This is a genomic window from Halorubrum sp. CGM4_25_10-8A (assembly GCF_005435025.1).
GTDB classification, from domain to species: Archaea; Halobacteriota; Halobacteria; order Halobacteriales; family Haloferacaceae; genus Halorubrum; species Halorubrum ezzemoulense.
In genome coordinates this window covers 70,728-94,860 of the sequence record NZ_SGTX01000010.1, presented here as the reverse complement: position 1 = coordinate 94,860, position 24,133 = coordinate 70,728, and the positions used below count along the sequence as shown (strand labels likewise).

The following is a 24,133-nucleotide window of genomic DNA, read 5'->3' as shown; positions in this document are numbered from 1 at the left end:
GCCGCGCTACTCGCCGTCGTCGGTGCTGACGGTCACCTTCGCCTCGCTCAGGACGCGGTCGCCCATCTCGTAGCCGGGCTCGTACACCTCGTGGACGGTCCCCTCCGGGCGCTCGCTATCGACGCGGAGCATCACCTGATGGCGCGCGGGGTCGACCTCCTCGCCCGGCTCGGGGTCGATCGCCTCGACGCCCTCCTCGGCGAGCACGTCGTCGAACTTCTCCAGCGTCGACTCGACGCCGGGGCGGAGGTCGCTCCCCTCGTCTTGGTCGAGCGCGCGCAGCAGGTCGTTCCGGACCGGCGTGAGCCGCTCGACGAGCGCCTCCGAGGCGCGCTCCCGGATGTCCTCCTGCTTCCGCTTCGCGCGCTCCTTGTAGTTGCTGAAGTCGGCCTTCACGCGGGCGAGCTTGCTCGTCAGCTCTTCGACCTCCTCGTCGCGCTCGCGGAGCGCCTCGCGGGTCTCGGCGAGGTCCGCCTCCAGCGCCGCCACCTCGCGGGCGAGCGCCTCGTCGTGCTCGGCGACGGCCGCGGCCAGTGCCTCGCTCTCGGCGCGGGCGCCGCCGTCGTCGCCGGCGGCCGACTCCCCGCTCGCTCCGTCGGCGGTCGCCTCCGCCGTGCCGTTCGCTCTCGCCGCGTCGCCCTCGTCGTCGGCGGACTCGACATCGACGGCGTCGTCGTCGCTCATACCCGATGGAAGTCGGTCGGCGGGGATAAGCGTTCAGAACCGCGGCGAGGTCGACCCAGCGCTCCACGATCTCGTCGGCGAGGTCGTCAACGCCGAACACCTCTCCGACGCCGCGGTCGGCGCCGACTAGGCCCCGAGCGTCACGGCGCTGACGGGGATCGCCTCCATCGCCGTCGACGACGGCAACGAGCGGTAGACCGTCGGCGGGTGGGGCGCGGCCTACGAGGGCGTGGAGGCCGACCGGATCCACGTGACCGGCGCCGCGGCCCCGACCTGGGCCGAGCTAGCGGAGTGACGCGAATCGGGGCGGCGGAGTGACGCGAATCGGGGCGGCGGGGGCGACACCGATCGAAGTGGCGACGTGACGCCGCCCGAAGCGCTCGACTCTGGCTCGCGCGACGGGCGGATTTATGCTCGTCGCCACCCACGATCGGTTCCGTATGCCACCTCGACCCTCGACGTTCTCGATCGCCGCGCGCGATCTGGAGACGGACGCGGTCGGCGTCGCGGTCCAGTCCAAGTTCGTCGGCGTCGGCGCCGTCGTCCCGTTCGTCAGCGCCGACGCGGGCGCGGTCGCCACACAGAGCTTCGCGAACGTCGCCTACGGCCCCGACGGGCTCGACCTGCTCCGCGAGGGGCACGCCCCCGCGGAGGCGATCGACCGGCTCACGGGCGCCGACGACGAGGCGCCCTCGCGGCAGGTGGGGATCGTCGGCGTCGACCCCGAGGAGCCCCCGGCGGCGTTCACGGGCGACGAGTGTCACGACCACGCGGGCGACCGACAGGGTGACCACTACACGGTTCAGGGGAACATCTTGGAGAACGCCGACACCCTCGACGCGATGGCCGCGGCGTTCGAGGAGACCGACGGGGGGCTCCCGGAACGGTTGATCGCCGCGCTCCACGCGGGCAACGAGGCCGGTGGCGACAAGCGCGGCGAGCAGTCCGCGGCGCTGTACGTCGCGAAGCCCGAGGGCGGCTACGACGGCAGGAACGACCGCTGGGTCGACGTGCGCGTCGACGACCACGAGCGGCCGATCGACGAGTTGGAGCGCGTGTTCAAGATATACGACGTGACACTCCTCGAACGCGAGGCGCCCGACGAGACGCGGGAACTGGCCGGCGAGACGGCGGTCGCTGTCGGGTCGGCGCTCGCCGACCTCGGCTTCTACGACGGCGAGCCGACCGCGGAGTTCGGCGAGGACGCTCGCGACGCGCTGGAGTCCTTCCGCGGCATGAACAACTTCGAGAACCACTCGCTCGCGGTGTTGGAGGACGCCGTCGCACGCGGGTGGGAGGAGACGGCCCCCGGTGACGACGCCGAGTCGCGGCTCGTCGACGCTATCTGGAACGGGCTCTCGCGGCTCGACCGCGTCTGAGCGCGCTCCCCTTGCCAGAGCGCGTTCGCCCCGCCGGACGTGGCCGGTCGACTTTTGCCCCTCCGCAACCGAGCGGGACCATGCCGATCGAACCCGACAAGGTGGCCGACCTCATAGAGGCGGACCTCCCCGACGCGGTCGCCCGGGTCACCGCGCCCCGGATCCACAACGACGAGGACGAGGACGCCCACTTCGCGGCCGTCGTCGTCTCGCCGGCCTTCGAGGGCGAATCGCTCGTCGACCAGCACCAGCGCGTGTACGACGCGGTCGGCGATCACATGACGCAGTCGGTCCACGCGTTGGAAATCAAGACGTACACGCCCGAAGCGTACGTGGAGCACGGCGACGGTGCGCTCGCCGGTGACCTCCGCGATGCCGGGCTGCTCCCCGTCGACGAGGCCTGAAACCGCGCCGCGTTCCCGCCGACTTCCCGCTTCCACCCTCCATGCCGATGCGATCCGAACTCGTCCGCGCCGTCCGCGGGGTCCTCGCCGCGGTCTCGCTGCTGGCGTTCGTCGCGCTCTTTCTGGCCGTCGAGGCGCGCGTCACCTCTGCGACCGTCCTCGGCGGACTCGCCGCGGTCGCGGTCGCGGCGCTGTTCGCGGCCGCCGGCCGCTCCGGGATCCGGCGGCTGCTCGGCCGGGGGGATTCGGGTTCACGTGGAACAGCGGAACGGACCGCCGAACGCGACGCGTGGCTCGACGAGCCGGTCGACGATACGGCGTGGACTGACCGATCCGACCGTGCTGGCGACGACCCCGAGACCGACCGGCCGCTCGCGAGGCTCGAACCCGCGCTCGACGACGCCTGGAACCGGTGGTCGGACGCCGCGCTGACGCTCGGGCTGGCCGCGCTGGGAGTCGGCGCGCTCGTGCTGCTCGCGACCTATCCGGGCGACGATCCGCCGCTCGGGCTGCTGTTGCTGGTCGCGTTCGGGATCAACGGGGCGCTCGTCACGCTCCCGTTCGTTTTTAAATAAGGGAGTGCGGCGTCGGCGTTTCGGTCAGCCGTCCTCGCCGGTCTCGCTCGCAGTCGGCTCGTCGAATTCGGCCGCGGAGTCGTCGACCTCGTCGTCGTCGTCGCCGGCACCGTCGTCATTTGCGGCGCCGGCGCCGCCCGCGACGCGGTCGGCGACCAGTTCAGCGAGCGGGTCGACCGTGACGGTCAGGCGGGCGACGAGGAACACCACTGGGACGAGCGCGACGAACAGGAAGGCGGCGTCGTACGCCCACGCGGCGCCGTTCAACACGGGGACCGCGACGCCCGCGAGCCCGCGGTACGCGACGAGCACCGCCCCGAAGACGACGAGCCAGTGGACCACGCCACCCGCGTTCTCGGCGATCCGGTCCGGGCGAGCGTCCCCCTCCGCGTCGGCCTCGCCGAGCGCCAGGCGCGTCAGCAGCGCGAACTTCGGCGCGGCGTACAGGAGGATTCCGGCCACCGCGAGCGCGACGACGCCCGTCGCGACCGCGGCGAACGTCACCGGCGCGAACGGGACGAGCCGGTCTACCCCCGGTAGCAGCGTCACGAGCGAGAGCACGCCGACGACCGCCAGCGCGCCGATCAGCAGTCTGCTCGTCGACCGGACCGTGTCGCGGTCGAGCGCCGTTCCGATCGCTGAGTCGTTCGAGCTCATTGGCGCTCGGCCGTTGCCGCCGGACCGGCATATAACGGGAACGCCGTCGCCCCGAGTTGAACCGGTTTTAGTCGAGTTAAATTCCCGGCCGAGAGCGGCCGATACATCTCAAGTGTGGCGCCACAGGCGGTTTCGTGGCGGCGCTCGCCCCATCGGGCCAGTCGACGGAACCCTCGTAAAAGTCGTGCTTCTCGGTGGCAATTGTGTTGCTACCGTACCGCACGATTTCACGTGGGTGACGCCTTCCAGTACCTTTTACAGCGTCTCGCGGGAAGGCCGAGGCATGGGAGACGACTACCGCACGGAGGAGGACAGCCTCGGCGAGATGCAGGTGCCGGCGGACGCCTACTGGGGCGCGCAGACCCAGCGCGCCGTCGAGAACTTCCCCGTCTCGGGGATCGGGATGAGCCGGCGCTTCATCCGCGCGCTCGGCGTCGTCAAGAAGGCGGCCGCGCAGGCCAACCGCGACCTCGGGCTCGTCGAGGACGACACCGCGGAGGCGATCGTCGCCGCCGCCGACGAGGTGATCGCGGGCGAGCACGACGACCAGTTCCCGGTCGACGTGTTCCAGACCGGCTCCGGCACCTCCTCGAACATGAACGCTAACGAGGTGATCGCCAACCGCGCCGCCGAGATCGCGGGCGCGGAGATCGGCGACAGGGTCGTCCACCCCAACGACCACGTCAACTACGGCCAGTCCTCGAACGACGTGATCCCCACGGCGATGCACGTCGCCGCGCTGGAGGCCGTCGAGAAGGACCTCGTGCCCGCGCTGGAGACGCTCCACGCCGAGCTGGAGGCCAAGGAGACCGAATTCGACGGTGTCGTCAAGACGGGCCGGACGCACCTCCAGGACGCCACCCCCATCCGACTCGGCCAGGAGTTCGGCGGCTACCGGACGCAGGTCTCGAAGGGGATCGAGCGCGCCGAGGCCGTCCAGTCGAACCTCCGCGAACTCGCCCTCGGCGGCACCGCGGTCGGGACCGGGCTCAACACCCACCCCGAGTTCCCGGAGCTGGCCGCGGAGTACATCTCCGACGAGACCGGGACGGAGTTCCGCGAGGCGGAGAACCACTTCGAGGCGCAGGCCGCCCACGACGCGATGGCGGAGGGCCACGGCGCCCTCCGAACGATCGCGGGTAGCCTCAACAAGATGGCCAACGACCTGCGGCTCCTCGCCTCCGGCCCGCGCAACGGGCTCGGCGAGGTCGAGCAGCCGGAGAACCAGCCCGGCTCCTCGATCATGCCCGGGAAGATCAACCCCGTCGTCGCCGAGTCGGTCAACCAGGTCCACAAGCAGGTCGTCGGCAACGACGCCGCCGTCTCCGCGGGCGCCGCGCGCGGCGAGATCGACCTGAACCTCTACAAGCCGGTCATCGCCCACAACTTCCTCGAATCCGCGAAGCTGATCGCGAACGTCGCCGAGACGTTCGGCGAGCGCTTCGTCGGGAAGCTGGAGGCGAACGAGGAGTTCGCGCGCGAACGCGTCGAGCAGTCGATGGCGCTGGCGACCGCGCTGAACCCCGCGATCGGCTACGATAAGGCCAGCAAGGTCGCGAAGACGGCCCTGAAGGAGGGGAAGAGCGTCCGCGAGGCCGCGGTCGAGGCCGGCTACCTAACCGAGGAGGAGGCCGACGAGGTGCTCGCCCCCGAGGCGATGACCCACCGCGTCATCCTCGGCGACGAGGACTGAGCCGCCCGCTCGGCGACCTCAGTCGGTGACTTCGCAGCCCAGTGCTTCCAGCCGCCGGACGGGCGCGGCGCGGTCGTCCCGCTTGACGAACACGTGGTCGGTCGCGTACGACGAGACGACGAACACCGAGGCGTCGACCTCGGCGAGCGCCGTCGCGACCGCCGCGAGGAACCAGACCAGCTCGAAGGGGAGCTCGGGCTCGAAGGTAAGGCGCTTCCACCCGGGCTCGACCGCGTCGGTCGCGACGGCGTCCGCCTCGTCCTGGTCGACCACCACCGTCGTCTCACCGACCTCCCGGACAGTCGCGAACGCGCCGGGGTGTTCGCCGTCGGTCCGGCAGACCGCGTACGTCTCCGCCGGGACGCTGACCGTCCCGTTCCGGAGGAATTCGGCGGGATCCATGGGGGTAGCAGACGCCCGATGCCAAAGGAGGCGCGCCGAATCGGAACCATTTAAGCCGGTGTCGGTACCGATCCCACACGGATGAAACTTCACGAATATCAAGCGAAGTCTCTCTTCGCCGACGCCGGGATCCCGGTTCCGGACTCCCGGCTCGCGACGAGCGTCGACGAGGCGCTCGACGCTGTCGACGAGATCGGGTACCCGGCCGCGATCAAGGCGCAGGTCCACGTGGGGGGCCGCGGCAAGGCCGGCGGGATCAAGATCGCGACGGACCGCGAGGAGGCCGAGCAGTACGCCGACGAGATCCTCGGGATGGACCTGAAGGGATACACCGTCGATCAGGTCCTCGTCGAGGCCGGCGTCGACTTCGTCGACGAGCTGTACGTCGGCGTCACGATGGACCGCGGCGAGGGGAAGCCGGTCCTGATGGTGTCGACCGAGGGCGGCGTCAACATCGAGGAGGTCGCCGAGGAGAACCCCGACGCGATCGCGCGCGAACACGTCGACCCCGCGTTCGGCCTCCACCCGTACCAAGCCCGGAAGGTCGTCTACGAGGCCGGCGTCGACGCCGACGTGGCGCTCGACGTGGCCTCGATCCTCTCGACACTGTACGACCTCTACGAGGAGAACGACGCCTCCGAGATCGAGGTCAACCCCGTGATGATCACGGGCGACCGCGACGTGATTGCCGCGGACGCCGTGATGAACATCGACGAAGACGCGCTGTTCCGCCAGTCCGACCTGGCCGACATGGCCGAGGCGTCCTACGAGGACGACCTCGAACGCAAGGCCGGCGAGTACGGCTTCGACTACGTCCGCCTCTCCGGGAACGTCGGCATCATCGGCAACGGCGCCGGGCTCGTGATGACGACCCTCGACCTCGTCGACTACTACGGCGGCGCGCCCGCGAACTTCCTCGACATCGGCGGCGGGGCGAAGGCCGAGCGCGTCACGCAGGCGCTCGACATGGTGTTCTCGGACGACAACGTCGACGCCGTCGTCTTCAACATCTTCGGCGGGATCACCCGCGGCGACGAGGTCGCCAAGGGGATCAACGAGGCCCTAGAGCAGTTCGACGAGATCCCCAAGAAGGTGGTCGTCCGGCTCGCCGGCACGAACGCCGAGGAGGGGATGGATATTCTGAACACCGACCTCGTCGAGGTCGAGAAGACGCTGGAGGACGCGGTCCAGCGCGCGGTCGCGAACGCGGAGGAGGTGACCCAATGAGCATTTTCGTCGACGACGACACCAGAGTGGTGGTCCAGGGGATCACCGGCGGGGAGGGGAAGTTCCACGCCGGCCAGATGATCGAGTACGGCACCAACGTCGTCGCCGGCGCGGTGCCCGGCAAGGGCGGACAAGAGGTCGACGGCGTCCCCGTCTACGACACCGTCGACGAGGCCGTCGAGGCCGAGGACGCGGACGCCTCCGTCATCTTCGTGCCGCCGGCGTTCGCCGCCGACGCGATCTTCGAGTCGCTGGACACGGACCTCGACCTCGCCGTCGCGATCACCGAGGGGATCCCGACGCAGGACATGGCGAAGGTGAACAAGCGCCTGAGCGAGACCGACACCCGTCTCATCGGTCCGAACTGCCCCGGGATCATCACGCCCGGCGAGGCGAAACTGGGCATCCTCCCCGGTAACATCTTCTCCGAGGGGAACGTCGGGCTGGTCTCTCGATCCGGCACCCTCACCTACCAGGTCGTCGACAACCTCACCGAGCGCGGGCTCGGCCAGTCGACGGCGATCGGCATCGGGGGCGACCCGATCATCGGCACGTCCTTCGTCGACGCCCTCGAAGCGTTCGAGGCCGACACCGACACCGACGCGGTCGTGATGTGCGGCGAGATCGGCGGCGAGGACGAGGAGCAGGCCGCGAAGTTCATCGGCGAGCACATGGACACGCCGGTCGCCGGCTTCATCGCCGGGCGCACCGCGCCGCCGGGCAAGCGGATGGGCCACGCGGGCGCCATCGTCTCCGGCTCCGGCACCGGCACCGCGCAGTCGAAGATCGACGCGCTCAACGACGCTGGCGTCCCCGTCGGTGACACCCCCGAGGAGGTCGCCGACCACGTCGAGGACTTCCTGTAAGGGCCCCGCGGTCGGCGGTCTTTTCAATTTCGGTATCGGGAGCGAAAGCTAAAACTACCGGTAGGGAAACACACGCACATGAATTCTGAACCCGGCGACGCCTCTGCGGGGACCGGAGCGGCCGCGTCCGACGCGCCGGGATCGAACGCCGACTCGTCCCGATGTGTCCTGTTCGTCGACGACGAGCCGGGGGCGGCTGACCTCGCGGCCACGCACGTCGATCGGCTCGTGGACGGGATCGAGACGCTGACGCGGCTGTCGCCGGACGAGGGGCTGGAGGTGGTCCGCGACGGCCGCGTCGACTGCGTCGTCAGCGACTTCGACATGCCTGGATCAAACGGGCTCGAGTTCCTCGAATCGGTCCGCGATGTCGACCCCGGGCTCCCCTTCGTGCTGTTCACCGGGAAGGGGAGCGAGGAGATCGCGAGCGACGCCATCTCCGCTGGGGTGACGGACTACCTCCAGAAGGGGGCCGGTCGCGACCGCTACGAGATGCTCGCGAACAGCGTCGCGAACGCGCTCGGCCGCCGCCGGGCAGAGCGGGACCTCCGTGAGGTGAACGCGAAGGTCACGGCGATCCACGAGTTCGCGGCGGAGCTGGCATCGGTGACCGACGTTGCGACGGTGTTCGACCGGACGGTCGACGCGGCCGAGGACATCTTGGAGTTCGACCGCTGCGTCACCGCCCGCCGCCGCGGCGATAAGGTCGTCCCGGCCGTCCTCTCCGAGAGCGTCAGCGAGGAGGAGGTCCGGGCGTTCGACATCGGCGAGGGGGTCGTCGGGACCACGGTCGCGGAGCAGGAGACGATGGTGGTCGACAACCTCAGCGTCGACCCAGCGGACCCGGACGAACTGGAGGACCCCTCGTCTCCGGGTCGGTCGTCGGTCGGAGCCGACCGCCGAACCGGGTCGGAGGTGGCGGACCCGGTCGCCGACGACATCCGGTCGGCGATCAGCGTCCCGATCGGTTCCCACGGGGTGTTACAGGCCGTCTCGAACGGGTACGCCGCGTTCGACGAGCGCGACGTCGAGTTTGCGGAGCTGCTGGCGGCCCACTCGGCCAACGCCATCGAGCAGATCGAGACGGAGAACGCGCTCCGCCGGGAGCGAGATCGGCTGACGGCGCTGTTCCACGACCTCCCCCTCCCGGCGGTGCGCACCGTCGCCCTCGACGGGGGCGGCCGTCGCCTCGACGCCGCCAACGAGGCGTTCCGGGAGACGTTCGGCTACGGCGCCGACAGCGGGTACGAGGAGGTCTGCGACGAGGTCATCCCGGACAGCGCCGAGCGGTTCGAGCCGGAGGCGGTCCTCGAACGCGGCGAGCCCTCGCGGCTCGAAGTGCGCCGGCGGACCGTCGACGGGATTCGCGATTTCATCCTCCACGTCATCCCCGTCAAGCAGTCGGACGAGACGGTCCTCTACAGCGTCTACGCCGACATCGACGACCAGAAACGCATCGAGCGGACGCTTCGGCGGCTCCACGCGACGACCCGCGAGATGTTCGGCGGCGACTCGCGGGCGGAGATCGCCGAGGTGGCCACCCGCGCGGCGATCGACACCCTCGGGTTTCCGAGCAGCGGGGTCCGGCTGTACGAGCCGGAGACGAACGTCCTCCGCCCGACGGCGATAAGCGAGGAGGCCACCGCGGCGTTCGGCGACCGCCCCGCGTTCGGTCCGGGCGACGGCCGCGTCTGGGAGGCGTTCGAGTCCGGCCAGCCGATCGTGGTCGACGACCTCGACACGGTCGACACCGCGGTCGGGTACGGCGAACACCGGAGCCTCCTCGTCGTCCCGCTCGGCGAACACGGGGTGATGCCGTTGGGGTCGCGGGAGCCGGAGTTCTTCGACGCGACGGACGTCCAGTTGGCCCGCGTCCTCGCCGCGAACGTCACGGTCGCGCTCAACCACGCCGAGCGGACAGAACAGCTGCGCGAGCGGGACGCGGCGCTCCAGCGGGAGATAGACCGGCTGGAGAAGTTCGCCGGGCTGGTCTCTCACGACCTCCGGAACCCGCTCAACGTCGCGGCCGGCCGGACGGACCTGGCTCGGGCGCTGACCGACGACGCGGCGGTCCTCGATGAGCTCGATCGGGTGGAAGACGCCCACGACCGGATGACGCAGCTGATAGACGACCTCCTCGCGCTGGCGCGGCAGGGTCGGACGGTCGACGACATCGAGCCCGTCCCGCTGGACGAGGCGGCCGAACGCGCGTGGCGCACCGTCGACACGGCGGGCGCCACGCTCGACGCGTCGGCTGCGACGGACGCGGTCGACGCCGACCCGGAGCGGCTCCGGACGCTCCTCGAGAACCTGTTTACGAACAGCGTGGAACACGGTTCCACGAGCAGTCGGGCAACGCCCGACGACGGCGTCGAGCACGGCTCGGACGACGCCGACGACCTCACGGTCTCCGTCGGATCGCTCCCGGACGGCTTCTACGTCGCGGACGACGGACGCGGTTTCGACATCGACCCAGAGGCGGCGACGGAGTACGGGCGATCGAGTACCCCGGACGGGACGGGGTTCGGCCTCGCGATCGTGCGAGAGATCGCGGCCGCTCACGGCTGGGAACTGTCGGTCGACGACAGGGACGGCGCGCGGTTCGAGTTCCGCCCTGAATCATAGTATATAAAAAGACGGTTGGCGTGCGCAGGGTGCGCACAGGCGGGCCACGGTTATGCGCGATTCGCCCCTGTAAGTAACGTATGGACGACGGAACCCGCGAGCTGCTCGAACCGCTCCCGCCGAGCGCCAAACTGGTCTACTACGTGCTCGACGCGGAGGGCCGGTTCGACCAGACCGGCCTCGCCGAGGAGACCCGCCTCTCGACCCGCACCGTCCGGTTCGCGGTCGAGAAGCTCACCGAGGTCGGCCTCGTCGAGGAGGGGCTGTGCCCCCGCGACGCCCGCCGGTCCGTCTACCAAGCGGTTCCGCCGGCCGAGCGCGACCCCGTCGACGAGCCGGAGGCGACCGCCGACTCGGCCTCCGAGGCCGACGCGCCGACTGCCGCGGTCGCGGAAGACTGACGCGGAACGGGGCCGACTCGCCGGGCCGCCGACGCCCCGATCCGTCGCGCTTTTGCCCTCGGGACCGATAGTAAGGACACTCCGATGGCGACGTACCACATCGAAACGTACGGCTGTAGCTCGAACCGGGGAGAGAGCCGGGAGATCGAGCGCGCCCTCCGCGACGGGGGGCACCGCCCGGCCGACGGCCCGGACGACGCGGACGTCGCCATCCTCAACACCTGTACCGTCGTCGAGAAGACGGAGCGGAACATGCTCCGCCGCGCCGAGGAGCTGTCGGAGACGACGGCCGAACTCGTCGTTACTGGCTGTATGGCGCTGGCACAGGGAGAGATGTTCGCCGAAGCCGACGTCGACGCCGAGATCCTCCACTGGGACGAGGTCCCCTCGTACGTGCTCAACGGCGAGTGCCCGACGGTCACGCCCGACGCCGAACCGGTCCTCGACGGCGTCGTCGGTCTCCTCCCGATCGCGCGCGGCTGTATGAGCAACTGCTCGTACTGTATCACCAAGTTCGCCACCGGCCGGGTCGACTCCCCGTCGGTCGAGGAGAACGTCGAGAAGGCCCGGGCCTTGATCCACGCCGGCGCGAAGGAGATCCGCGTCACCGGGCAGGACACGGGCGTCTACGGCTGGGACGACGGCGACCGGAAGCTTCCCGAGCTGCTCGACCGCATCTGCGACATCGACGGTGACTTCCGGGTGCGGCTGGGGATGGCGAACCCCGGCGGCATCCACGGCATCCACGAGGAGCTGGTCGACGTGTTCGCCGAGAACGAGGAGCTGTACGACTTCATCCACGCGCCGGTCCAGTCCGGTTCCGACGACGTGCTCGAAGACATGCGCCGCCAGCACCGCGTCGAGAAGTTCCGCGAGGTCGTCGACACCTTCGACGACCGGCTCGACCACTGGACGCTGTCGACCGACTTCATCGTCGGGTTCCCCACAGAGAGCGAGGCCGACCACGAGCGCTCGATGGACCTGCTCGCCGAGGTCCGGCCCGAAAAGATCAACGTCACCCGCTTCTCGAAGCGTCCCGGCACCGACGCGGCCGACATGAAGGGGCTCGGCGGGACCGTCAAGAAGGAGCGGTCGAAGGCGATGTCCGAGCTGAAGATGGAGGTCGTCGGCGAGGCGTACGAGTCGATGGTCGGCGGGACGTTCGAGGTGCTCGTCGTCGAGGAGGGGACGGGCGACTCGGTCAAGTGCCGCGACGGCGCCTACCGACAGATCATCGTCCAGAACGCGACCGATCGCGGCGTCGAGGTCGGCGACTTCCTCACCGTCGAGGTGACCGGCCACAACACGGTGTACGCGTTCGGCGACCCCGTGACGGAGTCGACACCGGCCGACGGCGACTCGGTCGAGCGCGACGAACAGCCGGAGTCCACGCCGTCGTCGGCCTAACGCCACGCGAACGGCGCGCTTCTCCCACGCCTAACGAACTGACCGCGACCTCGGTGTCCAGCGAACGGCTCGCGCCGCCACGCGGTCGACGCGGCGCCCGAACCGACCGAGATCGCTCCCGCACGGGTCGCACGGCCGCTACTCCGAGGCTTCCGACCTCACTCTCACCGCCGATCCTCTCCGGAGTCGACGCCGGCCGAGCCGTCCGAATCCGGCCGATCGGGGAGGCGGATCCGGACCGCCGTTCCCCCCGGCTCGTTCTCCGCGAACTCGACCGTTCCGCCCGCCCGGTTCACGGCCCAGTAGATCAGCCACAGCCCGACGCCTTCGGTGTGTTCGAGCGGGGTCTCCTCGGAGTTTCGGAGCGTCCGCCGCTCGATCCGCGGGATGCCGCGTCCGTCGTCCGCGACGACGAGGTGTACCGCATCGTCGCGCCACACGCGCACCGTCACGGTCACGTCGTCGTTATGTTCGACGGCGTTCCGCAGCGCCTCTTCGAACGCGACCCGGACGGACGGATGCGTCCGGACGACGCAGCGCTCCGGCAGCTCCGTGCGGATCGTCGCGTCGGGCGCTTCGGCGGTCAACTGCGCCACCTCCTCCTCGACGACGGTGACCAGGTCCACCGAGCAGCGCGCGTCGGTCTGCCAGATCGACGCGAGCCGTCGCGTCCGCTCGCTCGTGTCGAGGAGCGACTCCAAGTGGTCGCGGATCGTCGCCACCTGCGCTCGGGTCTCCGGGCTGTCGTCCGCCGCCTCGATCTCGGTGAGGTACCCGAGCGCCACCGAGAGCTCGTTCCGGATGTTGTGGCGCAACACCCGGTCGTTGATCGAGAGCAGCGTCGCGAGCTCCTGCGCCTCGGTGAGCTGTTCGTCCGCCTTCACCGCGTAGAGGCTCCCGCGAGACCCGACCGCCGCGCCGAGGCTGGCGGCGAACGAGAGCAGAAAGGGGAGCTTGAACGCGTGGTGTCCGATCAGCCAAATGAGCCAGACGATGGCGGCGAGCCCGGTGAACCCGAGTGCGGTCCCCGCGCCGATCCGGACCGCTCGCCACTGGCCGGAGCGAGAGATCCCCCAGCGCGGGAGGTCGCGAACGGTGTAGAAGGCGACGCCCGAGAGGCCGAGTATCAGCACCGATTCGAGTGCGATCCCCACGGTCGGGCCCGCGTGAGTCAGGTGGAGCACACCGAGGCCGAAACAACACCCCCCCAGAGCGGCGAAGCCGTATCGGGGCGGTACGTGGGGACCCATCGCCGAATTTACTCTCTCGCGACGGATATCGGTTTCTAGTTCTGCCCGGTTCCGGCCGCTCTACTCCTCGTAGATGACCTCGACCTCGTCGGCGAATCGGTCTAAGATGTTCCGTCGCTTCTTCTTCATCGTCGGCGTGAGCAGGTCGTTCTCCTCGGTGAACTCTTCCTCGACGAGCCGGAACTGCTTGATCTTCTCGTACGACTCGAACTCCTCGTTCACGCGGTCGACTTCCTCCTGAATCCGCTCGCGGACGCGGTCGTCGCGGCAGACCGCGGCGCGCTCCGCGGGCAAGTCGATCCCGTTGGCCTCGGCCCACGCCTCGACCCTCTCGAAGTTCGGCACGATGAGCGCCGAGACGAACTTCCGGCCGTCGCCGAGGACGACGCACTGCTCGACGAACTCGTTGGCGGCGAACCGGTCCTCGATCGGTCCGGGGGCGACGTTCTTCCCGGTCGAGAGCACGAGCAGCTGCTTCGCGCGCTCGCGGAACGCGACGTAGCCGTCGGGGCGGAGCTGGACGATGTCACCGGTGCGAAACCACGGCTCCGCGGCGGCGGCCTCCGCGTCTCCGGGGCCGTCCCCGCCGACGCCGACGCGGTCGTCGGCCGGGGTCCCGGCGGTGACGGCGTCGGTCGGGAGGTCGTCCGCGTCGACGAACGCGTCTGCGGTCGCGTCCGGCCGGTTCCAGTAGCCGTCCGTCACCTGTGGCCCCCGGACGAGCAGTTCGCCGACGTCGCCGGCCAGGTCCGCGACCTCTTGTCCCACCACGGAGCCGTCGATCGCGATCTCGGTGTCGACCACCGGCGGCCCGATGGTGCCGACCTTCGGCTTCTCGGGCGGGTTGACGCAGATGACGGGCGACGTCTCCGTCAGGCCGTATCCCTCCAGTATCGGCAGGTCCATCGCGTGGTACAGCGCGCACAGCTCCGCCGACAGCGACCCGCCGCCCGAGATGAAGAAGTCGATGTTCCCGCCGATCGCCTCCCGGACCGACGAGAAGACGAGCCGATCGGCCACCGCCCGCTTGGCGTCGAGTAGCGGACCGGGGGCGTCGGCCTCGTGGTGGTCGCGGCCCACGTCGACCGCCCACTCGAAGATGCGCTCCTTCACCGGCGACTCGCTCGCCTGCTCGCGGATCGCGTCGTACAGCTTCTCGTAGACGCGCGGGACGCTGGTGGTCGTCGTCGGGCGGACGAGCCCGAAGTCCTCGCGGAGCGTGTCGGGGCTCTCCGCGTACGCGACCGTCGCGCCCGCCGCGAACATCATGTAGTGGCCGGCCATCCGCTCGAAGACGTGCGCGAGCGGGAGGAACGACAGCGTCGTCGACTCGGCGGAGATGCCGGGCACCTCCGGGTCGCGGTCGGGTCGGTCCGCGAACCGCCGGTAACACTGGGAGACGTTGTCCCGGAAGTTGCCGTGGGTGAGCCTGACCCCCTTCGGCTTCCCGGTGGTCCCGGAGGTGTAGATCAGGCTGGCGAGGTCGTCGACGCCGACCGCGTCGAGCCATCCCTCGTAGGCCGCCTCGTCGAACGCCGCGGCGCCGCGCTCGTGGACCTCGCCGAGGGTGTACACGTCGTCCACGTCAGCGTCGGCATCGTCCCCGAGGTCATCGGTGTCGACCTCGTCGAGGGTCACGATCCCGTCGAGGTCGTGTTCGAGGTCGCCGCGCACCGCGAGGACCTCGCGGAGCATCTCGCGGTTCTCGGCCACGACCACGGTCGCCTCGGGGTCCTCCAGCAGGTAGCGCAGCTGGCTCGGGGACGACGAGGCGTACACGGTCGTCACGACGGCGCCAGCGGCCAGCGCCGCGAAGTCGGTCTGAGCCCACTCCATGCGGGTCTGCGAGTACATCGCCAGTCGCGTGTCGTCGTCGACGCCCAGCTCGCGCAGCCCGGTCGCGAGGTTCCGGACGATCCCCCGCATCTCCGCGTACGTCACGTCGGCGTACTCGCCCGCGGGGGCCTCCGGAACCACCCCGGACGCGACGAGCGACCGGTCGTGGACTCCCCCCTTGTACCGCTGTGCGATCCGGTCAGCGTGCCGCTCCGCGGTGCGTTCGAACGTCGCGGGGAGCGTCTCTCGGGCGATGGCGTCGTCCGTGAACGCTCGTTCCGCCTCCTGCCAACTCATACCCCCCAGACCCGCCCTACCTTCATAAACAATCCGGTAGTTTGGAGTTTCCGCCGGTCCGGGGCGCCCGGGAGAGTCAGCGGCCGCGGGCGATTCGTCCCCCGACGCGGTCCTTATCGGCACGGATCCGGTCTGCGACCTCCGCGATCTGGGCCAACACCGGGTACCGCGGCCCGTCGGTCGGGCCGTAGAGGTAGGCGTAGAACGGCCGTTCGCGGTCGGCGTCGAGCGGCGTGCGCGGCGTCAACGGGGGATCGTCTAACGAGCGCTGTCGGTCGGCGGCGAGGTCGTCGCACTCCCCTTCGAGTTCCGTCAGCCGGCTCCAGACGTCGACGGCGGCCTCGGCCTCGCAGCCGGGTCGGACCCCGTCTAAGTGACCGAGCAGCCGGCGGCGACGGCGGTCGATCGCCGACAGCGCCGACTCCCTGTCGCCGATCGCGTCGATCTCTTCGTCGATCGCGTCGGCGAGGCGTTCGCGTGCGTCGACGGCGCGGCGGCTCCGGTCGACGAGCGCCGACTGCGCGGCGCCCGAGAGCCCCCCGTCCGACGCCAGCGCGGTCACGGCGTCCGGACCGAGTTCGGCCGCCAGGCTCTCCGCGGGCGTCTCGTCGTACTCGGCCCGGTAGTGAGGGAGCGACAGCACGGTGTCGTCGTACGCGGCCATCACCCGTCTGAGGCTGACGCTGCTCCCGGGCGATCCGCCGCCGGGGCCGCGCGCCCCGTCGCCGGGAGCGCCCATTCCGCGGAGCGAGCCGGCCGGCACGCCGGACGGCGTCGAGTCCGTCGCGGCCGAGATGGTGTCGATGTCGGCCACGCGGTCGGCGAACGACTCGAACGCGTCCCGCTCGTCGAGGACGCGGCGTCGCTCGCGGTGACAGGCCGCCTCGGCGTCCCGGACGTACGCGAACGCGACCAGCGCGGCGAGACCGACGATCGCGACCGCCGTCAGCACGCCCGGATCGGTCGCGACCGCCCACAGGTCGCACCAGCCGCTCGAACACCCCGCCGCCGTCACCCCCTGATCGGGGATCTGAAACACCGTCGTCGAACCCGTACGAACGCTCATTACGCCTGTTAACACGGTACACACACAAAGCGCTTTTGTCCGCTCGACGGGGTTCGCCGGCAGCGCTCGTCTTCTCGCCTCGTCGGGCCCTCAGTCCCGGACGCCGTCGTCGGTGATCACGGTGTCGATCATCCCGATCGGGGTGGCGTCGTAGCTCGGGTTCTCGATCTCGACGTCCTCGACGGGTTCGCGCATCACCTCGACGGCGTCGCGGAACTCGTTCTCGAACCGGAACTCCTCGATCGTCTTCGCGCCCGAGCCGACCGCGGTGACTGGGACGCCGAGCTCGCGCGCCGTGACGACGAGGGGGAACGTGCCGATCCGGTTGTAGTAGGTTCCCCCGGTAATACAGGTGATACCGAGCAGGACGCGGTCGCAGTCGCGGAGCGCGTACCCCATCGCGCTGTCGACGACCATGCGGACGTCGACGCGGGACACCCCGGCGAGAATCCGCGCGGTCTTGCGGCCGAGCGTCCGCGGGCGCGCCTCGGTGACGTAGACGGTCAGGTGCGCCCCGTCGCGCGCGGCGTTCTCGATCGCCTCCAGCACCGTCGTGGAGTAGTCGTGGACGAGCAGCGTGTCGCCGTCCTCGATGTGCTCGGCCGCGTTGGCGGCCGCCTCGCCCTTCGCCGTCTCGATGTCGTCGACGACGCGGGCGATCACGTCCTCCAACAGCTGCTTCGCGCCCTCGACGCTCGTCGCCTCGCCGACGATGGATCGCTCGACCTCGCGCATCGCGTTGTGGAGCGCGGCGTGGGAGGGGTTCGACCGGCGCAGCACGCCCGCGTTGTGTTCGAGGTCGCGCTCGAACTCGTCGACGGTCACGTACTCCCGGTCTAACAGGTCCGCGAGCGACCGCGTCGCCTTCACGGCCACCGCGGACGTGCTGTGGGTCCGCATCGCCCGGATCTCGGCGACGGTCTCGTCGATCATGCCCGAAGGGTCGACCGCGCCGGTAAAAGGGGTTCCGGGGGCGAGTCGGCGGCGAGGCGCCCCGGAGTGCGCCGTCGCACTACTCGAACCCGATCCGGCCGATCGCGCGCGACAGACTGCCCGCGTCCGGTTCGAGGTACGAGTAGTGGTCCGCCACCAGATCGCTGACGTCGATGTCGGCGTAGCCGTCCGGCGCGGTCGCGGCGCCGGACAGCCCGCCGTGGCCGACCGCCCGGGTCCGGTCGGAGGCGCGGTACACCCACCCGAGGACGCGGTCGTTCCGGCTGTGGAAGTTGTAGAGGGGCGCGTCGAGCGCCCCAATTGCCGCCCCGTACGCCCCGTCGGTCCCGACGCTGTCGTGCGGGATCGCCCCGCCGAACAGCGACACCGACGCGAGGGCGTCCGTTCGCCCCCTGTCCGCGAGCTCGCGCAGCGCCGCTCCGGTCACGCGAGCGCCGAGCGAGTGCGCGAACACGTGGGCCGGACGGCCGTCCTCGTCCGCCCACGCCGTCAGCCAGTCGGCGAGCGGGGCGGCGTTGGCGTCGGCGGTGCGCTTCGCCGGTCCCCAGTCGTCGTTCGACGACCACGAGTAGCCGATCACGGGCGGGACGCTCGCCGCCGCGTCGTCGCCGCCCGCCGAGTCCGACGCCGCCGCCAGCCCCAATCGCGCCGCGTACGCCTGATCGCGGGCCGACTCTGCGTCCGCGCCGAGGCCGTGGACGTACAGGACCACCGCGTCGCTGCCGCCGAACTCCCACGACCCCGAGCGCGTCGTCGGCTCGTCGGCGTCGAGCCGCCCTCGGGTGGAGACCATCGGCTGTGACTCGGGCGCCTCGTACCCGCCGAAGTCGCCGTCGAGCGCGTTGGCGACGTACAGTCCGCCGCCCCCGAGGAGACCGACGCCGCTCGCGACGCCGTAGAGGAGCCGGCGGCGGGTAACGGGGCCGGACGAGTCGTCCGATGCGTCCGAGCTGTCAGGAGTGGTATCGGATGAGATATCGAATCGTCGGCCCGAGCGATCAAATAGCTGACGCGGCGGCGACGGCTGTTTATAAACGGGTCCCCTACGAGACGTATGAGCTACCCGGTCACGTACTACTGTCCCCACTGCGGGACGCTCGTCGCGCTCGAACGCGAGGGGTACCTCGCGGACAAGTCGGTGACGCCGTACCCGCTGGAGGGGTGGACATATGTCGCGCCGACCGAGCCGTTCGACGCCGACGAGGCGACCGAAGACGGCGACACCGCCGACGCCGACGGCGTCCGGTTCGTCTGCGGCGAGAGCGACGGCGTCGAGTGGGACCCGCACGACGGCGTGCGCGGCACCGATGTCGGCGGCGACGAGCCGTACCGCGAGCCGGACGCCGAGGGCGTCGGCTGCGGCGAGGCGTTCTACCTCTCGTTCGTCCGCTACGACGAGGGGCGCGAGATCGACCCGCGGGCTGAGTCTGCCCCCGTCGAGATCAACCCCGATCCGAGACCGAGCGGGCCCCGCGGTCCGAGCGGCCCCGGCGAGGCCGGCGGCCCGAGCGACTCCGACGGCTTCTGGTGACGACTCGGAACGCTCGCTTATATCCGGCTCACGAAGCATTTCGGTCGAACGCTCCCGAAATCGCGCTCGCTCAATTCTAAATAGTCGCTGGTGGACCGGCGACGGACACCGGCAAAGCCCCACCGGAAGACGTTCCTGCTCGCTTTGCTGCGCGGGCTGCGACTTCCGTGCTCCCGCTCGCTTCGCTCGCGGGAACGCGCAGCACCGCAGCCTCACACCTCCCCAGCCGCGTCGCTCGCCGCGGGCGAGCGACTCCCTCGCGCGTGCTCCTCACGCCCTGCGGGCGTTCGGAGGCACGCGCCACCGCCTCGGTTGTTTATAAGTAACGTCCACCGGATCTCTTGCGACGCCCCGAGTCGAACAGCCAAACCCCTTAAACGGGGAGCGAGTACGCTCGTCTATGGAAAGCATCAATCGGACCGCGATCGAGCTGGTCGACGAGGCGCTCGACTTCGCCGGCGAGCTGGACGTCGTCGGCTACGAGCTGGACAACGGCGCCACCGTCGTCGACTTCGGCGTCGACGCGGCCGGCGGCGTCGAGGCGGGACTCCTGCTCGCGGAGATCCAGACCGCCGGGCTCGCGAACCTCCAGACGCGAATGGGCCGGCTCGCCGGCGCGCCGCGCCAGTACGTCGAGCTGTCGACGGACCACCCCGCGGTCGCGCTGCTCTGCTCGCAGAAGGCCGGCTGGGAGCTGACGACCGAGGGCGGCTTCGAGGGGCTGGGTTCCGGCCCCGCCCGCGCGCTCGTCGGCCGCGAGACCGAGTTCGAGCGCGTCGGCTACTACGACTCCTCCGAGTTCGCCACGCTGGCGGTCGAGTCGACGGCGCTCCCCGACGAGGAGGTCGCCGAACAGGTCGCCGAGCTGGCCGAGGTCGACACCGACGGCGTGTTCCTCCCGACGTTCGCCACCGGCTCGACTGCGGGCTCCGTCACCACCGCGGCCCGCGCCGCTGAACTCGCCGTCTTCCGCCTGTTGGAGGTCGGCTACGAGCCCACGGACGTGCTCCACGCCTCCGGCTCCGCGCCGCTCGCGCCCCCGACCCGCGACGAGACCGAGGCGATGGGCCGGACCAACGACGCCTTGGCGTACGGCGGCGAGGTCCACCTCCAGGTCGCGCGCGACGACGACCGCTTCGGCGAGATCGTCTCGACCGCGGGCGAGGAGTACGGCACCCCCTTCGTTGAGGTGTTCGAGGACGCCGACTGGGACTTCTACGACGTGCCCGAGAGCGTGTTCGCCCCGGCGCGGGTCACCGTCGACGTCGTCGACGGCCCCGTCTACACCGTCGGTGAGACCGACGAGGAGCTGCTCGCCGAGTCGTTCGGCTACCGCTGACGCCGCGAGCGTCCCCGACTGATGCGACTCAAACCCGTCCCCGAACCCCCGGCCGACCTCGACGCCCTCCGCGAGTACCAGCGCGCGGTCCCGCTCGTCCCGGGTACCGCCGACGACTGCTGCGCCCGCCTCCGGCGGCGACGCGACCTCCCCGACCGTCAGACCGCGAACGACTGGCTCGCGTTCCTGCGCGCGCTCGACCTCGCCGAGGACACCTCTCGGGGGTTCGTCCGCGCCGACGCCGAGCCGACGCCGGAGCGCGTCCGCGAGGGGCTCCGAGAGGAGGTCCTGTTCGGCCCCGAGGCGCTCGCGGCGCTGCGGGAGGCCTCGACCGACGACCCGCTGACCGCCCCCGACCTCTTCGCCGCGACCCGCGACCGAGTTCCGCGGCACGACAGGGCCCGCGATCCCGACTGGGAGGCGACGTGGCGGGGCCGCGCGGCCCGGCTGCTGGGATGGCTCGCGCTCGTCGACCTCGCCGCGCCCGTCGGCGACGGCACGGAATCGCCAGAGGATGCGCCGGGCTACGTCGCCGGCGACGCGCTCTGACGCGGCGGTCGTCTCCTCCGCTCCGACCGTTCGAACTCCCGCAACAAGCCTTTTACTCGGTGCCGGAGAGGGAGTCACATGGGACGATTCGACGAGCGCACGGTCCGCTACGAGCCGACGAGCGTCAAGGACCTGCTCGTCGAGATGAAGGACACCGCGGAGCTGTTGATCGATCTGTCTTATTCGGCGGTTCTCCACGCGAGCCCGACGGTCGCGCACGAGGTCGTCGAGCTGGAACACCGGATGGACGTGCTCCAGATGCGCGCCCGGATGAGCCTGATGCTCGCCGCGCGGAACCCGAACGAGGCGGAGACGCTCGCGCCCGTGCTCGGCGTCATCGCGGCCGCCGACAAGGTCGCCGACGCCGCGGGCGACATCGCCAAGATCGTCACCGAGGAGATCGGGCTCCCCGAGGCGATGCGGGGCGCGCTCTCCGCGGGCGTGGAGACGCTCGTCCGCGGGACCGTGCGGGGCGAGTCCGCGTACGCCGGCCGGACGCTGGACGATATCGACCTCGAATCGGAGACCGGCGTCCGCGTCATCGCGGTCCGGCGCGACGAGGACTGGATCCTCAACCCCGGACCGACCACCCGGTTAGCGCCCGGCGACGTGACTCTGCTTCGGGGGCCCGAAGCGGGCGTCGAGGACGTGTACCCCGAGCTGAGCGGCGACCCGTTCGAGCCCGAGCCCGCGCCCGAGCCGGCGATCGACGACTTGGAGCGCGCGGTCGACTCGATCGTGTTGATGAAGAACCTCTCCGAGCTCGCCGTCGACCTCGCGTACGGGTCGGTCCTCTTCGACAACGAGGAGCTGGCCGAGGAGGTGAGCAACCTCGAGATCGAGGTGGACGCGCTCCAGTCGCGGTTCGAGGCGTGGACGCTCCGCGCCGCGGCCGAGGCCGACGACCCGGTGTCGCTGCGGGGACTCATCCACCTCGGCGTCGCGACCGAGGAGATATCCGACGCCGCGCTGGCGATCACCGAGGGAGTCCTCCGTGACCTCGACGTCCACCCGGTCGTGGAGATGGCGGTCCAGGAGTCCGACGAGATAATCACCCGGACCGTCGTCGTCGAGGGGAGCGAACTCGACGGGACCGCCGTCGCCGACGGCGTGCCCGCGACCGACATCTCGACGAGCGTCCTCGCGATCCGCCGCCCGGACGAGGGGTGGCTGGTCGGCCACGACATCGACACCACGCTGCGGGGCGGCGACGTGATCATCTCGAAGGGAACCCGGACCTCAGCCGAGGAGTTCGATGCCCTCGCGGCGTGAGGCGGACGACGCAGAGCGCGGAGCGAACGCCCCCGACAGCGGAGCGAACGCCGACGCGGACAGCAGAGCGAACGCCGACGCGGACAGCAGAGCGAACGCCGACGCGGACAGCGGAGATCCGGCGGGCGAAAGCGCCGACCCCGCCGCGCTCGCCCGGGCCTACTACGACGCGATCGACGCCGGCGAGTACGAGCGGCTCGCGTCGCTGCTCGACCCCGAATTCGTCCAGCGGCGCGGCGACAGAACGTTCGAGGGACGCGACCGGTTCGTCGCGTTCATGCGAGACGGGCGGCCGAACACCGACACGACCCACGCGGTCGACCGCGTCTATCCGTCGGGTCCCGGCGTCGCGGTCCGCGGCCGCCTCCGTGACGTTGACGGCGACGTGCTGTTCGCGTTCGTCGACGTGTTCGAGACCGAGGCCGGGCGGTTGACCTCGCTTGAGACGTACGGGGCCGAGTCGTCCGACGGATAGGCCGTCTCCCCGGCCTTACCACGCCGCCCGCAACACGCCGAGTATCTCCTCGGGAGTCGCGTCGAGGTCGGCCGGCGCGCGCTCCATCGGCGGGTCCTCGGCGACGAACTCGGCGATCGCCGGGAGGTCGTCCTCGTCGGTCTCGGGGAGATCCCGGAGGCGGCTCGGGACATCGAGCGCGTTCCGGACCTCGGCGACGGCCGCGACGACATCCTCGGCGATCGCTGCCTCGTCGCGGCCGCCGGTCCGGATCCCGAGCCCGGCGGCCAGCGCCCGCCGGCTCGCGTCGACCTCGTCGAAGAGGTACGCCAGCGCGTGCGGCGCGACGACGGCGTGGATCGCGCCCTGCTGAACCTCGTATCGCCGCGCGAACCCGTGGCCGAACGCGTGGATCACGCTGATCTTGGAGTCGAGCTGGACGAGCAGCGACCCCACGACCGCGCGGTCCATCGCGTCCTCGCCGCCCGGTCGGTCGCCGGCCACGCGGGGGAGCGCGTCCGAGAGGAGGCGGAGTCCGTGGACCGCGGCCGCGTCGCTCACCGGGGAGGCGTCGCGGGCGTACGGCGTCTCGATCCCCTTGTCGAACCCGTTCATCGCCGACCCGGCCAGCACCGAGGCCGGCGTCGTCTCGAACAGCGCCGGGTCGGCCACGTCGACGATCGGCCACGCGCCGCTCCCGCTGACGGTCACCGGCTGTCCGGTCGGCGACTCGTCGGCCGAGAGGACCTCCAGCGAGCCGCCTGTCGAGACGTCCGCGCCCGCGAATGTCGTCGGCACGACGACAGCCGGGAGGGCGGGGCCGCTCTCAGGCGCAAGGTCGCCGAGCGCGTCTGCGCCGGCCTCCGCGTCGCCGCGGAGGGCGTCGAGATCCCGGCCGTCGGCCGCGAGCAGCGTCGCCTGTCTCGCGACGTCGACGCTGGCGCCGCCGCCGACCGCGACGAGGACGTCCGCGTCCGCCTCGGCCCGCGCGTCGAGGAGGTCGTAGGCGGTCTCGACCCGCTTGTCTGGCGTTGTCCCGTCGAAGACGCCGACGAGTCGGTCGCCGAGGCCGTCTCGGACCGGATCCATCAGAGCGTCGTTCGCGCCGGTGTTCGAGCCGCAGACGACGAGCGCGCCGTCGAGGCCGCGATCGCCGAGCCAGGCGCCGAGGTCGGCGACTCGTCCCCGCCCGTACCGGATCTCGCAGCCGCGGTGAACGTGGTCGAAGGAGTCCGCGATCGGTAGCATCGGCGACGGGTACGCGA

23 protein-coding genes are annotated in these 24,133 nt (G+C 70.8%); 14 read left to right on the top strand and 9 right to left on the bottom strand.

The genetic code is table 11. The annotated features are described in order from the left end of the window. Positions 1 to 6 precede the first annotated feature (6 nt). Positions 7 to 684 (bottom strand): nucleotide exchange factor GrpE, encoded by a 678-nt coding sequence (grpE, locus tag EXE52_RS11850; protein WP_089307598.1) that lies wholly within the window; start codon positions 682 to 684, stop codon positions 7 to 9. A gap of 440 nt (positions 685 to 1,124) precedes the next feature. Between grpE and EXE52_RS11845 the strand changes: the two genes are divergently transcribed. The 3 genes from EXE52_RS11845 to EXE52_RS11835 all read left to right on the top strand — a co-directional run bounded on the left by EXE52_RS11845 (position 1,125) and on the right by EXE52_RS11835 (position 3,042). Further along, the gene (locus tag EXE52_RS11845; protein ID WP_089307599.1) at positions 1,125 to 2,063 is read left to right on the top strand and encodes a DUF1028 domain-containing protein; all 939 of its coding nucleotides are present in this window, start codon (positions 1,125 to 1,127) and stop codon (positions 2,061 to 2,063) included. Between the two features lie 80 nt (positions 2,064 to 2,143). Next, complete coding sequence (locus tag EXE52_RS11840) at positions 2,144 to 2,467, top strand: BolA family protein (protein ID WP_089307600.1); 324 nt, start codon at positions 2,144 to 2,146, stop codon at positions 2,465 to 2,467. A gap of 47 nt (positions 2,468 to 2,514) precedes the next feature. Continuing rightward, positions 2,515 to 3,042 carry a hypothetical protein gene (locus EXE52_RS11835; protein ID WP_086220323.1) on the top strand — a complete coding sequence of 176 codons (528 nt, stop codon included), beginning with the start codon at positions 2,515 to 2,517 and terminating at the stop codon, positions 3,040 to 3,042. Between the two features lie 24 nt (positions 3,043 to 3,066). On the opposite strand, the gene EXE52_RS11830 is transcribed toward EXE52_RS11835, so the two are convergent. Next, a complete protein-coding gene (locus EXE52_RS11830) occupies positions 3,067 to 3,699 on the bottom strand; it encodes a hypothetical protein (protein ID WP_089307601.1) in 633 nt (210 codons plus the stop codon). Positions 3,700 to 3,982: 283 nt separating this feature from the next. On the opposite strand from EXE52_RS11830, the gene EXE52_RS11825 reads away from it, so the two are divergent. Then, positions 3,983 to 5,392: a class II fumarate hydratase gene (locus EXE52_RS11825; protein ID WP_086216726.1), complete on the top strand. Its 1,410-nt coding sequence runs from the start codon at positions 3,983 to 3,985 to the stop codon at positions 5,390 to 5,392. A gap of 18 nt (positions 5,393 to 5,410) precedes the next feature. Here the strand turns inward: EXE52_RS11825 and EXE52_RS11820 are convergent, their stop codons facing one another. After that, a complete protein-coding gene (locus EXE52_RS11820; RefSeq protein ID WP_089307602.1) occupies positions 5,411 to 5,794 on the bottom strand; it encodes an ACT domain-containing protein in 384 nt (127 codons plus the stop codon). A gap of 81 nt (positions 5,795 to 5,875) precedes the next feature. On the opposite strand from EXE52_RS11820, the gene sucC reads away from it, so the two are divergent. The 5 genes from sucC (at position 5,876) to EXE52_RS11795 (ending at position 12,320) form a co-directional block, all read left to right on the top strand. Further along, positions 5,876 to 7,021, top strand: a complete 1,146-nt coding sequence (sucC, locus tag EXE52_RS11815; RefSeq protein WP_086220948.1) for an ADP-forming succinate--CoA ligase subunit beta — start codon at positions 5,876 to 5,878, stop codon at positions 7,019 to 7,021. Further along, positions 7,018 to 7,887, top strand: a complete 870-nt coding sequence (gene sucD / locus EXE52_RS11810; protein WP_049929456.1) for a succinate--CoA ligase subunit alpha — start codon at positions 7,018 to 7,020, stop codon at positions 7,885 to 7,887. Before sucC ends, sucD begins: the two co-directional genes overlap by 4 nt. A 78-nt stretch (positions 7,888 to 7,965) precedes the next feature. Continuing rightward, complete coding sequence (locus EXE52_RS11805; protein ID WP_089307603.1) at positions 7,966 to 10,512, top strand: GAF domain-containing protein; 2,547 nt, start codon at positions 7,966 to 7,968, stop codon at positions 10,510 to 10,512. An 80-nt stretch (positions 10,513 to 10,592) separates the two neighbouring features. Continuing rightward, positions 10,593 to 10,913, top strand: a complete 321-nt coding sequence (locus tag EXE52_RS11800) for a hypothetical protein (protein WP_049929458.1) — start codon at positions 10,593 to 10,595, stop codon at positions 10,911 to 10,913. An 84-nt stretch (positions 10,914 to 10,997) separates the two neighbouring features. After that, the gene (locus tag EXE52_RS11795) at positions 10,998 to 12,320 is read left to right on the top strand and encodes a tRNA (N(6)-L-threonylcarbamoyladenosine(37)-C(2))-methylthiotransferase (RefSeq protein ID WP_089307604.1); all 1,323 of its coding nucleotides are present in this window, start codon (positions 10,998 to 11,000) and stop codon (positions 12,318 to 12,320) included. Positions 12,321 to 12,484: 164 nt separating this feature from the next. Here the strand turns inward: EXE52_RS11795 and EXE52_RS11790 are convergent, their stop codons facing one another. The 5 genes from EXE52_RS11790 to EXE52_RS11770 form a co-directional block, all read right to left on the bottom strand. Then, positions 12,485 to 13,504, bottom strand: a complete 1,020-nt coding sequence (locus EXE52_RS11790) for a sensor histidine kinase KdpD (protein ID WP_241988246.1) — start codon at positions 13,502 to 13,504, stop codon at positions 12,485 to 12,487. Positions 13,505 to 13,630: 126 nt separating this feature from the next. After that, the gene (locus EXE52_RS11785) at positions 13,631 to 15,703 is read right to left on the bottom strand and encodes a long-chain fatty acid--CoA ligase (RefSeq protein ID WP_089307606.1); all 2,073 of its coding nucleotides are present in this window, start codon (positions 15,701 to 15,703) and stop codon (positions 13,631 to 13,633) included. Positions 15,704 to 15,779: 76 nt separating this feature from the next. Continuing rightward, positions 15,780 to 16,769, bottom strand: coding sequence for a hypothetical protein (locus EXE52_RS11780; protein ID WP_089307607.1), 990 nt, complete (start codon positions 16,767 to 16,769; stop codon positions 15,780 to 15,782). 90 nt (positions 16,770 to 16,859) lie between these two features. Continuing rightward, positions 16,860 to 17,702, bottom strand: coding sequence for a translation initiation factor eIF-2B (locus EXE52_RS11775; protein WP_049929463.1), 843 nt, complete (start codon positions 17,700 to 17,702; stop codon positions 16,860 to 16,862). A gap of 79 nt (positions 17,703 to 17,781) precedes the next feature. Continuing rightward, positions 17,782 to 18,516 carry a DUF726 domain-containing protein gene (locus EXE52_RS11770; protein ID WP_089307608.1) on the bottom strand — a complete coding sequence of 245 codons (735 nt, stop codon included), beginning with the start codon at positions 18,514 to 18,516 and terminating at the stop codon, positions 17,782 to 17,784. Between the two features lie 261 nt (positions 18,517 to 18,777). On the opposite strand from EXE52_RS11770, the gene EXE52_RS11765 reads away from it, so the two are divergent. The 5 genes from EXE52_RS11765 to EXE52_RS19035 all read left to right on the top strand — a co-directional run bounded on the left by EXE52_RS11765 (position 18,778) and on the right by EXE52_RS19035 (position 22,889). Next, on the top strand, positions 18,778 to 19,254 hold the full coding sequence (locus EXE52_RS11765) for a hypothetical protein (RefSeq protein WP_049929465.1): 477 nt from the start codon (positions 18,778 to 18,780) through the stop codon (positions 19,252 to 19,254). Positions 19,255 to 19,654: 400 nt separating this feature from the next. Then, entirely contained in the window at positions 19,655 to 20,593 is a 939-nt protein-coding gene (gene mch, locus EXE52_RS11760) for a methenyltetrahydromethanopterin cyclohydrolase (protein WP_049929466.1), read from the top strand. A gap of 21 nt (positions 20,594 to 20,614) precedes the next feature. After that, on the top strand, positions 20,615 to 21,142 hold the full coding sequence (locus EXE52_RS11755; RefSeq protein WP_049929467.1) for a hypothetical protein: 528 nt from the start codon (positions 20,615 to 20,617) through the stop codon (positions 21,140 to 21,142). A gap of 78 nt (positions 21,143 to 21,220) precedes the next feature. Continuing rightward, the gene (locus tag EXE52_RS11750; protein WP_049929468.1) at positions 21,221 to 22,414 is read left to right on the top strand and encodes a potassium channel family protein; all 1,194 of its coding nucleotides are present in this window, start codon (positions 21,221 to 21,223) and stop codon (positions 22,412 to 22,414) included. After that, positions 22,398 to 22,889, top strand: a complete 492-nt coding sequence (locus EXE52_RS19035) for a nuclear transport factor 2 family protein (RefSeq protein ID WP_089307609.1) — start codon at positions 22,398 to 22,400, stop codon at positions 22,887 to 22,889. The genes EXE52_RS11750 and EXE52_RS19035 overlap by 17 nt, the downstream gene beginning before the upstream one ends. 15 nt (positions 22,890 to 22,904) lie before the next feature. Here the strand turns inward: EXE52_RS19035 and EXE52_RS11740 are convergent, their stop codons facing one another. After that, entirely contained in the window at positions 22,905 to 24,116 is a 1,212-nt protein-coding gene (locus EXE52_RS11740; RefSeq protein ID WP_089307610.1) for an iron-containing alcohol dehydrogenase family protein, read from the bottom strand. Between the last annotated feature and the right edge of the window lie 17 nt (positions 24,117 to 24,133).